Genomic DNA, 12676 nt, shown 5'->3' on the forward strand with positions numbered 1-12676 from the left:
TTATACTGTTCCAGATTTTATATAAAGAACAGCATATGAATCAGCGTCGGCACAACAAAGCTCCCGATAAAGATCATATAGTACAAATCCGGACGATCGCCTTCTTTTGCGAATTTATTTGCAAGTGTTCTAAACAGAACCGATGAAATAAAAGCAAAAATAACGAAAGCGAAAAAGCCGGTCGTATAATAAATAAAATTAAAATAAATTAATGCGACAAACATAATAAGGTATAAGAGAAAGCCGCATGTGAATGAGAGTATATATTTTTTCTGATTAGACATAGGACACCTTTATAATTAGTATTTCTATCAATAATATATTAACCCTTTAAGATATGCAATTTCACAGTTAAAAGGTTATAATTCCAAGTAACAGAGATTGGAGTGATGAGTTTGTCATTTGTAAAATACATTGAGTCCAAAGACGGAACACTGCTTTACACGAAAGTACAGACGACAGAAAAGCCGGAAACAGCAAAGGCGACAATCATTATTGTCCACGGTCTTGCAGAACATCTTGGAAGATACGATGATATCGCAGGGGTGTTAATACGGAGCGGATTTAACGTCATTCGCTACGATCAGCGCGGACATGGTCATTCATCAGGAGAGAATACTTTTTATTCTAAAGTCGATGAGATCACGGATGATCTCGGTGCAATTGTGCTCTATACGAGAAAACTTCTGCCTGAACAGCAAGTATTTGTTATCGGCCACAGTATGGGCGGATATACTGCTGCTCTGTACGGCACAAAATATCCAGGTAAAGTTGAAGGGTATATTACATCGGGCGCTTTAACGCGTTACAATCATGAATTATTTGCCGGTGTGCCTGTCGGTCTAGACAGTAATGACTATGTCAAAAATGAACTTGGCAAAGGGCTCTGCAGCACCGAAATCGTCCTTAAGCATTACGTTGAGGATGCGCTGAATAAAAAAGAAATATCTGTCGGTCTGATCAGAACTCTTGAAAAAGGAATCGAATATTTAAAACTTGAAGCAGGAGACTTTAAAGATCCGGTGCTCATTCTTCATGGTGAAAATGACGGACTGGTTTCTAGTGAGGACTCAGTGCAATTCCATGAGGAGATATCTTCAGATGATAAGAAATTGATTATTTATCCTGAGCTGGAGCATGAAATATTTAATGAATTTACTATGAAGACAGAAATTTTCAATACTATTATAAACTGGATTGAGGAGCGTCTGAAAAGTACGGAGGAAAAAATATAATGAATATAACTGAAGCAATACAAACAAGGCGGAGCATTAAAATCTTTAAAGATAATGAGCCGGTTAGTAAAGAAATTGTAGAACAGCTGCTGCAGGCAGCGATAATGGCACCGAATCACCACCATACAGAGCCGTGGAAATTTTTCGTGCTGCAAGGCGACGGACGTCTGCCATTGTCACGCATCATGGGTGAATGGGCGAAGACAAGAGTGGACGATCCGGCAAGTGAAGCGGGTCAGAAACGCATTGAAAAACTTAGTGCGAAGCCGCTTGTTGCACCAACTGCAATTGTTGTGGCACTGAGTCCTAAAGCAGGCAATGACAAGGCGATTTATATTGAAGACGTATCCGCGGTCTCTGCTGCAGTCCAGAATATGCTTCTTGAAGCCCACGGTCTCGGCCTTGGTGCGATATGGAAGAGTGGTCCGGCTTATTATGCTGAACCTGTTAAAAAATACTTTGAGCTGTCAGAAGAAGAAGAAATTTTAGGTGTAATCTTCGTTGGAGAGCCGGATATGAAAAAAATACCGGAAGCAAAACGCATGCCGTTTGAAGAGAAGACGGTATGGATTACAGAGGATGACAAATAAATGAAAAAAGCAGCAATATTTTTATTTTTAACAGCAACGCTGCTGATGTTCAGCGTAGGTACAATTATTCCTGTGGAGTATAATTTTATCGTTTATCTGGCAGTGCTTATCTTATTCATTGCGGGAATGTACTGCAGTGTAAGTATCGATCCGGATTCTAAATGAAATAAATGTAAAATATGCATTTTTTACGGCAGAGAGGGTAACTTCATTATATGGAGTTACCCTTTTTTATTTTATAGAGCTTTTTAATGAATTTTGAATGGGGTGTTATCGATGAAAAAATACATAATGACCATGATGCTTAGTGCAGCAATGGTTATACTTGGCGCATGCGGCAGTCCGGAAAGTAAAGTCTTGTCAAATATCGATGATTTTGAAGCGGAAACGATACCGGCATTAACGAGCAGTATTCAGAGCATGATTGATTATGAAGCGGAAATGTCCGGGTTGTTTAATGAATCACTGACGGACGAGGAACTGGCTGACTTTAAGGATGATCAGTCACCGCTGTATCAGAATTTAAATGAACGGAATGAACTGGCAGAAGGACTGTCAAATATACATGAAGAACTGCAGAACAGAGCTGAAGAGTTTGAATCGGCTGATGTCAGCGGCAGCGAAACGCTGAATGAAGAAACGGTGCAGAATTTATCTGCAACGCTGGGACAGCTGGCCGATGATGTTAAGAATGTCCAGTCGGACTATGAAGAAGTCTTAAGTTCAGAAACAGCGTTTTTTGAATCACTTAAGAGCGAAGAAGCTGATTATAATACATTGACTGACGGCATGGCAGAAGTAAACGGCGTTCATGAAGAGGTGACTGCACACTATGAGTCCATCAATGAACAGCTTGCAGCCTTTCAAAATTACAGTAATGAAGTAAAAACTGCTCTTGGTGAAGAAACTTCAGACAATGAAAAAGCGGTACAGGTTGACGCTGATTCATCTGGTCAAGCAGCAGAAAACAGTGAGCCGGAAATGATGTACACAGTAGATGCTGCAACGTCGGCTATAGTACCATCAGCAGATGACGCTGAATCTTCGGCTGTGCTCATTACGATAGACGATGCACCGGATGAGAACGCGGTTGCTATGGCTCATAAATTAAAAGAACTTGATGCCCCTGCAATATTTTTCGTAAACGGTATGTTTATAGAATCGGAAGAGGGCAAAGAGAAGCTGAGAGAAATTCACGAGCTCGGTTTTGAAATTGGTAATCATACTTACAATCACTTCAATATGCAGGAAATCACTCCAGAAGATACAGCCCTTGAAATTATCGAGACAGGTGACTTGATTGAAGAAGCAATCGGGGAGCGTCCAAAATTTTTCAGAGCACCGTTTGGCGTGAACAGTGAAGCGTCAATCAGCATTGCGGAAGAAGAAAATATGACCGTAATGAACTGGACATACGGTTTTGACTGGGAACCTGACTATCAGGAGGCGGGAGCACTCAGTGACATTATGGTGAATACTGAAATGCTCGGTGATGGTGCTAATCTGCTGATGCACGACCGCTGGTGGACGAGTGAGGCCTTGCCGGATATCGTAAATGGACTCAGGGATAAAGGGTATTCGCTAATTGATCCTAAACTTATCGATTCAGAAGGCGGGGTGACTGAATGAGTACGAGAAACTTTTTAATTTTGATCGGCGGGATTCTGGCTGTACTGTTTCTTCTTCTTGCATTGGCTGTAAGAGGTGAGGTAGACAGCGGTGAGCCTGACGTAGCAGAAGAGACAGAAGAAGAAAGCCCGGGAGAGGAAACTGCTGAAGAACAGGGGCAGGATGACGAAGAAGAAACTGAGACAGCGCCGTCAGCACTTAACTTAAACGACAGTCCGCTGTATACGGTTAATGAGGATACAACGCCTGTATTTCAGTATCAGTCCGGTGTTGATATTGCTTATCCAGAAGAAGGGGTAAAAGGTATTTTTGTTACTGGGTTTTCCGCAGGCGGTGAAAGAATGCAGGAACTGACGGGGCTCGTTAATAATACGGAGTTAAACTCAATGGTCATCGACGTTAAAGAAGATATCGGGGACATCATGATGCCGCTTGATATCGATAATGAAATTGCACAGAGTCATATGTATGATTACGTTAATCCACAACAGCTGATGACGACACTTGAAGATAATCAGATTTATCCGATTGCACGTATCGTCGTCTTTAAAGATTCAAGACTCGCTATGGAGCGTCCGGATTTATCGTATCAGAACAGCGATGGTACTGTGTGGCAAAATGGCAGCGGTGAAAGTTTCGTCAATCCGTTTCTTAAAGAGGTCTGGGATTACAATGTTGATATAGCGATTGAAGCGGCCAAGCTCGGATTTAAAGAAATCCAGTTTGACTATGTGAGATTCCCAGAGTCATTCGAAACGCTTTCTGCTGATCTGACTTACAATCTCGGTGAATATGGTGATACTGAAACCGATGAAGTGCAGCAGAGAGTCAATGCAGTAACAGATTTTGTCGCCTATGCAAATGAACAGTTAAAATCTTATGATGTTGACGTCTCGGTAGATGTTTTCGGCTATGCGGCAACACAGCGGGAAGCACCTGGTATCGGTCAGAACTTCTCACAGATAGCCAATAATGTCGATATTATCTCATCGATGATTTATCCATCACACTGGGGTGCAGGGGCGTTTGACTTTGCAACACCGGATACTGAACCTTACGCGGTAATTGATGAGTATATGAAAGTAGAAGATGAAGTGCTCGGTAAACTTGAAGATCCGCCGAAATCAAGACCGTGGATTCAAGACTTTACCGCTTCGTATTTAGGCCCGGGTAATTATATAAATTACGGTGCGGCAGAAGTGGAAGCCCAGATTCAGGCATTAAAAGATAATGGTGTTGAAGAATATTTACTGTGGAATGCTCAAAATACCTATTCTGAAGGTACTGAATATCAATAAATTTCATTGAAATCCCATGTCAGAAAACCTAGTGATGACGTGGGATTTCGTCTATATTTAGCTAGTGCATTTTTGTGCAGAATTTCAAAAATATTATGCATTTTGAAATATAGTTTCATCATTAATTCGGTAGTATACTTTCAATTTAATTGTTAATATACATATTATGTCGACTATAAAGTGTAATAATATACATAAGGGATTGATTTGTTAACTTAAACAGTGTATAGTGTAAAAGTCGTCTTAATATAAAATTTCATAAGATTGGAGAGGATATTTATGAGTTCTGTAGACGCGGAAGGTCAACTGATTGAATCAAGCGAAAGCGATCACTCATTATCAAAAGTTCCATATAATGAACGCAAAATGGGCTGGCTCAGCATTACAAATATTACATTTGGCATTGCCACAGCAATTTTCTACTTTCAAATCGGGAGTGTAATGGCACTCCAATTCGGTGCGATTAATGCGCTTATATCAGCAGCTTATGCAATTATCGTTGCAGGAGTGCTGGGAACAGTTATCGTTTACTTATCAGCAAGGTCGGGAATGAATGTTAATCTGATGTCGCGGGGCGGAGGCTTCGGTTACATAGGTGCGTCACTGACGTCTTTAATATATGCTTCTAACTTTATTATGTATTGTGCCCTTGAAGGTATGATCCTCGTATATGCAGTACATGAATTCTTCCCTGCTATTCCTGTATGGCTCCTTATAGTCGTATTTGGAACACTTGTTATTCCACTTAACTGGTTTGGAATTAAACAGCTGGATAAATTACAAAAATGGTCATTACCAATTTTCTTCATATTTTTAATTGCAGCAATCGCTGTGGCATTTATGACCCCATCACAATACGACGGCGCATTCTGGACTTACATGCCTGAAGGTATGCAGGTCGGCGGGACAGCACTGTTACTTTGTATCGGTATGCAGCACGGTATTATTGGGCTGACTGCTCTAATTGCATCAGACTATGCTCGATTCTTAAAGCCGGGACACATTAAAGTTGGATCATTTGCGATTGGATTTATTCCGCAAATATTTGCATACGGTGTCATGGGTGGACTAGGTATATGGTTTGGTGTGCGTTTAAACGAACCGAATCCTGGTGTTTATATCGTTCACTTACTCGGTATCGGCGGTGCATTATTTACAATGCTGACGCAGGTTCGTATTAACGTAACTAACATTTACAGCAGTTCTTTATCGTTATCGAACTTCTTTGAGAACGTATTCCGTTTTAAACCGGGACGCAGATTCTGGGTTGTAGTTGCAGGTATCGCAGCAATGATATTAATGCTCGGCGGTATTACAGATCATTTAGATAATGCTTTGACATTCCAGGGAGTATTCCTGATGTCATGGGCAGCGATTTTAGTTGCTGATTTCCTTGTAGTAAAACGGATTATGAAAATCGGGCCGGGATATTATGAAGAACGCCAGGCGTACTTATACAAATGGAACCCGGTCGGTGTCTGGTCACTGATTATTTCAAGTCTGCTCGGAACAGTTGCAGCACTTGGCTTTATGGGAACATTTTTACAAAGTACTGCGGCATTCTTTGCAGCAGCACTGGCAGCAGTACTCACAATCGTTATTGCTTATATGACTAAAGGTAAGTACTACCTGAACAGTAAAGCTGAAGAAATCAAGGATGTTGACGAAAGAGACATTCTTGTGAAAGCAAAATAATTTAAACGTTTGATGAAAGGGCTGGGACAATTTTGTCTCAGTCCTTTTGTTTTGATTAAATGGGGAGGGTTATTTCTGTAAGTATATGAAAATACTTATAGAGGTGAGAGAAGACAATGGAAGATATGATGATGTACGCGCTGAAATTAACGTTGGGGTTAATCGGTGTACTGATTGTTTTAAGGCTAATGGGCAAAAAAGAACTGGCTCAAATTACCCCTCTTGATTTTGTTTACGCATTAATACTTGGAGGAATTATAGAAGAATCGCTTTACGACGCGACCGTTCCTGTTTATGAAATGCTGTTCTCTATATTTTTCTGGGCATTACTTATATTCGTACTGGAAAAATTTGCATTGAAAAGCCGCAGATTTAAAAGTCTTGCACAAGGTGATCCTGTAATTTTGATTAATGACGGACAGCTGAATGCAGAAGTGATGGAGAAAAATAACATGGATGTTGACGAAGTACGCATGCTGCTCAGATTAAACGGTGTATTTTCTTTAAGCAAAGTTAAGTATGCAATATTTGAAGAAAGCGGTGGTTTATCGGTGATGCAGTATGCAGGTGAAGAACCGCCTAGCCGTAATGAATTGAAGACGGACTATTCGGAAAATGTAATATCCTATTTGCTTGTTGATGCAGGCAAGTTGGAAGATCAGAGACTTAAAGAAATCGGCAAGGATGAAACATGGCTCCGTGAGAAGCTGAAAGAAGAAAGAGGAGTCGAACTTGAAGACATATTTTTTGCAGAATGGGATGAACAGAACGGATTCTTTATACAAAAACATCAGAAATAAAAGGAAACCATCCGGGAAATATAATTCCGGATGTTTTTTGTATGAGAATATTTGGTTCATTGCCCAAGTAAAGAATTGTCCCAAAAAATTATGATTCCGCAGAGAAAGTACTTTTCTTATTACGGCGTTTTTCTGATTCATCAATTAATATTGCAGCCGTTGCATCACCTGTGATATTCATTGTTGTATACGCCATATCAAGTATACGGTAGATTGCAGCGATTGGGCCCATAAGTTCAATTGGGAGACCAAGCAGTGTAAGGAATGAAGCGCCTAGCACTATACCGCCGCCGGGAATACCGGGTGCTGCCATATTAATTACTGTTGCAATAATTACGAGATAAATAATTTGTCCCACGCTGAGCGGGATATTGTAAAAGTCTGATACGAACACAGCGAGCAGACTAAATGAAATAGCCCCGCCTGCCATATTTATTGTGGTACCGAGCGGAACGACGAAGTTGGTAATTGATTCGCTGACTTTAAAATCATTTTTCGTGACTCTGATAGTTGTCGGCATAGTAACGGCAGAGCTTGTCGTTGCCAGTGACACAAGCCAGACTTTATAAATGCCTTTTAAGAATTGAACGGGAGTCATTCCCGTATAAATCCAAACTGGAATCAGCATTACTATGATAAATGCTATAATACATGCGGCATACGCGGTAACGATATAAAGACCGAGAGCTGAGAATATACCTGCACCATACTCTGCAATGGCGAATGCCATTAAGGAAATGATTCCAATCGGTGTCAATTCCATAATGTAATTCAATACTTTAAATATGACTGTTGACAGGCTGTTAATGAAGTTTTTAACAGGTTCTGCTTCTTTACCAACTGCAACAATAGCTATGGAAAAAATAACAGTAAAAATAATTGTTGCGAGTATATCTCCTTCAGTCAGTGCCATAAACAAGTTGTCAGGAATAATATTCATAAAGAAATCTTCTACCGACGGGGAAGTAATCTCTCCGTCATATCCTGCAGAATCGATATTAATATGGTTCCCGGGTCTGACGAGATATGAAATTAATAACCCGATACCGGCGGTTGCAATAAACATCAATATAAATACTGATACACTTTTAACGCCTATGCGTCCAAGATCCTTACCGCTTCCGATATTAATAATACCGGTGGATACTGCGACGAATATAATAGGAATAATCATTGCCTGAATTATATTAAGGTAAATATCACCAATAAATTTTATCTGAATAGAAAAATCGGGGAGAAATATACCAAGCAGAATACCAAGAGCAAAACCAATCGCAATTCTTGTAAATAAATGTTTCTTACCTGTCAGTATGTTTTTCATTCTGAATCACTCCTTCATATTCCGGGATTTGCCCTTTAGCATAGCTGCCTAATATATTTATATATGATGTTTCCTTTGTCAGCACTGCAAGTGCCGCATCGAAATTCTGCATATCCGTATCGTTTTCTATGTCGATAAAGAACCCGTAAGCGAAGGGTTTGTTTTGAATCGGACGGCTCATTAAATAGAGCAGGTTGATGTTATATGTTTTAAAGATATCCAGAATATCACTTAATGAACCGGTGCTGTGATCGGATTCTATATACAGCGATGTTTTTTCATGCAGAACTTTCTTGCTCAGTTCTTTCGTGAAGATTAAGAAGCGTGTCGTATTGAGCGGGTTATCGCTGATGTTCTCACGGATAATATGCATGCCGTACATTTCTGCCGCATGGCTGCCCGCGATGCTCGCAATCGTTTCGTCTTCTGATTCTTTCACCATATGTACGGCGCCGGCAGTATCGCTGAATTCTTTAACTTCAATATTCGGGTACCGGCTTAAATACGTGTAGCATTGTTCAAGTGCTTCCGGATGCGAGTAAACTTCTGTGACTTTATCGAGTGGAATCGGATTTTTGGAAATGAGTGCGTGGTCAATCTTTACATACACTTCTTTAACGGCTTTAACATCTAAATATTTCATCAGATCAATTGTTCTCGTAATCGGCCCGCTTGTCGAGTTTTCAACCGGCAGTGCAATGTAGTCCACTTCGTCATTAAGCAGTGCTTCAACCAGCAGTTTAAACGTCATATAACCCTCAGTTGTATATTCTTCATCGCCGGCGTAAGATGCGCATGCGAGCGTGCTGTAACTGCCTTCTACTCCCTGATAACCAATTTTCATTTGAAACACTCCTTATTTTTAGTAGATAAAAAAGCCTCTTGAATTCTGTGTACAGAAATCCAACCGGCCTGGTGAAAGTACATATAAAAAATACCAGCCAATTAGATTTTGCTAATGGCTGGTTTCTGCATCATTAATTCAGCCATCATAGATTTAGGTCCCGCCTATATCCACGATGGAATACAGACGCTATCTAAAATAGCTGAAAAACAATTTATTTAATTGTGATGTTTTTGTCTTGGACAACATAAAAATCACTCTCGTCAATTAAAGTTTTAATAATGTTAATTAGTCTAACAATTAAGAATTATTTTGTCAATTTATATTTGGCTGAACTGTGCTTGATGAAGTCCTTTGTATACTCCGTTATCAAGTGACAGCAGTTCGTCATGCGTGCCGCTTTCGGCGATACCGTCGGTTGTGACCACCATAATGCGGTCTGCATTTTTAATCGTTGCCAGCCGGTGGGCGATAACAAGTGTTGTCCGTCCTTCAGCCAGACGGTTCAAAGCATCTTGAATATACATTTCAGTTGCCGTATCAAGTGCACTCGTTGCTTCGTCGAGCACTAATATCGGCGGATTTTTTAAGAACATACGTGCAATTGCAATACGCTGCTTTTGTCCTCCCGACAGTTTCACGCCGCGTTCTCCGACAATTGTTTCAAGACCGTCCCTGTAACTGTCAACAAGATCTTTCAGCTGCGCTTTTTCAAGTGCATCGTAAACTTCTTCGTCTGTTGCTTCAGGCTTGCCGTAAGCAACGTTTTCTTTTAATGTACCGGCAAATAAAAATACGTCCTGCTGCACAGTCCCGATATTTTCACGAAGTGAAGATAATGTTAAATCTCTGATATCAGTTCCATCGATAGAAATGCTGCCCTCCGAGACATCATAAAAGCGGGGAAGGAGTGAGCATAACGTCGTTTTTCCGGCACCTGAAGGGCCGACGAAAGCAATCGTTTCACCTGGTGTAATATTAAAGGAAATATCAGTCAGTACATTTTTCTCTTCATATTTGAAAGTCACATTATTGTATTGGATATTACCTTTTACATTTGTTAATGCATGTGCATTTTCTTTTTCTTTAACATCCTGCTGTACCGCCATCGTATCGAGAAAATGTTTAAATCCTGCAATACCATTGGGATACAGTTCAATCACGGCGTTAATTTTTTCAAGCGGTTTAAACAGTACGTTTGAAATTAAAATAAAGGCAGCGAACTCACCGTATGTCAGTTCCCCCTGCATTACATAATACGCACCGGCTATAAGAATAAACACCGTGACTAAGCGCATCAGCATATAAGTGCTGGACGTATTAAAAGACATAATCTTATACGCTTTTAATTTTGTTGCCCTGAAACGGTCGTTGATTTTTTTAAACTCTTCAAGTTCCTGATCTTCATTCGCAAAAGCCTGAACTAAACGGATGCCGCCGATTTTATCTCCGATTAAATGATTGAACTCGGATACACGGCCAAACAATTCCCGGAAAGCGACAGTCATTTTTTTGTTGAAGTAAATTGCGATAACTAAAATTAACGGCACGATAATAAATGAAATGATCGCGAGTTCAGGATGTATGTAATACATAATTCCGAATGCACCGAGCAGTGTCATAATCGCAATAAATAAATCCTCGGGACCGTGGTGGGCCATTTCACCGATGTTCATCAGATCATTCGTCAGACGCGTTAACAGTTTTCCTGTTTTCGTGTTATCAAAAAATCTGAATGATAACTTTTGTATATGTCCGTACAGATCGTTCCGGATATCCCGTTCGATGTTTGTACCGAGCATATGCCCCCAGTATGTTACGATAAACTGCATAAATGTATTAAACAGATAAATAAACACCAGTCCCATAGCAGCGATTAATATCCATTTCCAGTTGTTGGTCGGCAGCAGTTCATCTATGAACAAGCTGACAATTACAGGGAACGCGAGTTCCAGGAGACCAACGATAACAGCAGACAGAAAATCGACAGTAAATAAGAATTTATAAGGTGCGTAATAAGATAAAAATTTCTTCACCATGCCCCATCCTTTTTTGTATAATATAAGCATTTAGATTATACCACTATTAAATTTTTTAAAGGTTGAGATTACCCGGTATGTTGTTTATAAAAAATTAACTTATTGTCTGAATTGGTGTAAAATCAAGGGTACATAATAAACAGATTTGAGGAACTCATATATGAACAGAATAAACGTTGGTATTATATACGGCGGTAAATCGACAGAACATGAAGTATCAATACGTTCTGCAAAAAGCGTATTTGAAGCGCTTAATAAAGAAAAATATAATATCAAACTGATTAATATTACTAAAGCGGGCGAATGGCTCCTCGCAAACAATAATGAAGGAATAACAACGCTTGATAATGCAAACAGCAAAAAAATATCAGTGATGCCGTCAAACGGTCTGATGGCTGACGGTGAAATTATTGACATTGATGCGGTATTGCCGATCCTGCATGGTACTGCAGGAGAAGACGGCAGTATACAGGGACTGCTTGAACTGGCTGAAATTCCTTATGCAGGATGCAATGTCCGCAGTTCAGCGGTATGCATGGATAAGGACATGACGAAGCGGCTCCTTGAGCTTAAAGGAATAGGCGTCGCACCTTCAATCGTGCTCAGCTACTATGAAAAAGATGGACAAACATATGAGGATGCCAAAGAGAAACTGGGCGTGCCGATGTTTATCAAACCGGTCAATCAGGGCTCATCTGTAGGCGTATCGAAAGTTTCAGATGAAGCAACATTTTATGAAGCACTGGATTCAGCATTTTCATTCGATACGAAAGTGATGATTGAAAGCGGCATAGAAGGCCGTGAGATTGAAGTATCCGTTCTCGGTAACGAAGAGCTGTTCGTCTCAGTGCCGGGGGAAATTGTCTCGCAGACCGACTTTTATTCATACAGTTCAAAATATCTGGATGAAAGCGGCGCACTTTTAAATATTCCGGCGAAACTGGAAGAAGAGACGACGAAAAAAATACAGCAGATTGCACATGATACGTTTAAAGTGCTCGATTGTGAAGGAATGGCGAGAGTAGATGTATTTTTAACGCCTGACGGTAAAATTATCGTTAATGAAGTCAATACACTGCCCGGCTTTACAAGCATCAGCATGTATCCTAAATTACTCGAAGCTTCAGGTATTCCTTACAATGAAACACTCGACCGACTGATTGAATTAAGCCTTGAAAGATATGAACGTTCTGAAAGATTGAAAACAGATATTTTTTAAAAGGGG

Annotated in this window: 12 protein-coding genes; 8 read left to right on the forward strand and 4 right to left on the reverse strand. The window is 40.2% G+C overall.

What is annotated here, in order from left to right:
* Positions 1-17: 17 nt before the first annotated feature.
* Entirely contained in the window at positions 18-284 is a 267-nt protein-coding gene (locus H625_RS0103045; RefSeq protein ID WP_026858597.1) for a hypothetical protein, read from the reverse strand.
* A 111-nt stretch (positions 285-395) separates the two neighbouring features.
* Here H625_RS0103045 and H625_RS0103050 point away from each other — a divergent pair, with 111 nt between their 5' ends.
* The 7 genes from H625_RS0103050 (at position 396) to H625_RS0103080 (ending at position 7247) form a co-directional block, all read left to right on the forward strand.
* Positions 396-1235, forward strand: a complete 840-nt coding sequence (locus H625_RS0103050) for an alpha/beta hydrolase (RefSeq protein WP_026858598.1) — start codon at positions 396-398, stop codon at positions 1233-1235.
* Positions 1235-1825 carry a nitroreductase family protein gene (locus tag H625_RS0103055; protein WP_026858599.1) on the forward strand — a complete coding sequence of 197 codons (591 nt, stop codon included), beginning with the start codon at positions 1235-1237 and terminating at the stop codon, positions 1823-1825. The genes H625_RS0103050 and H625_RS0103055 overlap by 1 nt, the downstream gene beginning before the upstream one ends.
* Complete coding sequence (locus H625_RS13550) at positions 1826-1990, forward strand: hypothetical protein (RefSeq protein WP_156897177.1); 165 nt, start codon at positions 1826-1828, stop codon at positions 1988-1990.
* A 111-nt stretch (positions 1991-2101) separates the two neighbouring features.
* Complete coding sequence (locus tag H625_RS13855; RefSeq protein ID WP_051238948.1) at positions 2102-3454, forward strand: polysaccharide deacetylase family protein; 1353 nt, start codon at positions 2102-2104, stop codon at positions 3452-3454.
* Complete coding sequence (locus H625_RS0103070) at positions 3451-4752, forward strand: putative glycoside hydrolase (protein WP_026858600.1); 1302 nt, start codon at positions 3451-3453, stop codon at positions 4750-4752. The genes H625_RS13855 and H625_RS0103070 overlap by 4 nt, the downstream gene beginning before the upstream one ends.
* A gap of 279 nt (positions 4753-5031) precedes the next feature.
* Entirely contained in the window at positions 5032-6447 is a 1416-nt protein-coding gene (locus tag H625_RS0103075) for a purine-cytosine permease family protein (protein ID WP_026858601.1), read from the forward strand.
* Positions 6448-6563: 116 nt separating this feature from the next.
* On the forward strand, positions 6564-7247 hold the full coding sequence (locus tag H625_RS0103080) for a DUF421 domain-containing protein (protein ID WP_084135703.1): 684 nt from the start codon (positions 6564-6566) through the stop codon (positions 7245-7247).
* Positions 7248-7335: 88 nt separating this feature from the next.
* On the opposite strand, the gene H625_RS0103085 is transcribed toward H625_RS0103080, so the two are convergent.
* The 3 genes from H625_RS0103085 to H625_RS0103095 form a co-directional block, all read right to left on the reverse strand.
* Positions 7336-8568 (reverse strand): dicarboxylate/amino acid:cation symporter, encoded by a 1233-nt coding sequence (locus H625_RS0103085; protein ID WP_026858603.1) that lies wholly within the window; start codon positions 8566-8568, stop codon positions 7336-7338.
* Positions 8546-9412 carry a prephenate dehydratase gene (locus tag H625_RS0103090; protein WP_026858604.1) on the reverse strand — a complete coding sequence of 289 codons (867 nt, stop codon included), beginning with the start codon at positions 9410-9412 and terminating at the stop codon, positions 8546-8548. Before H625_RS0103090 ends, H625_RS0103085 begins: the two co-directional genes overlap by 23 nt.
* A gap of 320 nt (positions 9413-9732) precedes the next feature.
* Entirely contained in the window at positions 9733-11451 is a 1719-nt protein-coding gene (locus H625_RS0103095) for an ABC transporter ATP-binding protein (RefSeq protein WP_026858605.1), read from the reverse strand.
* 160 nt (positions 11452-11611) lie between these two features.
* Here H625_RS0103095 and H625_RS0103100 point away from each other — a divergent pair, with 160 nt between their 5' ends.
* Positions 11612-12670, forward strand: coding sequence for a D-alanine--D-alanine ligase family protein (locus H625_RS0103100; protein ID WP_026858606.1), 1059 nt, complete (start codon positions 11612-11614; stop codon positions 12668-12670).
* Positions 12671-12676: the final 6 nt, after the last annotated feature.

This window comes from Jeotgalicoccus psychrophilus DSM 19085 (assembly GCF_000425845.1).
Lineage (GTDB): Bacteria > Bacillota > Bacilli > Staphylococcales > Salinicoccaceae > Jeotgalicoccus > Jeotgalicoccus psychrophilus.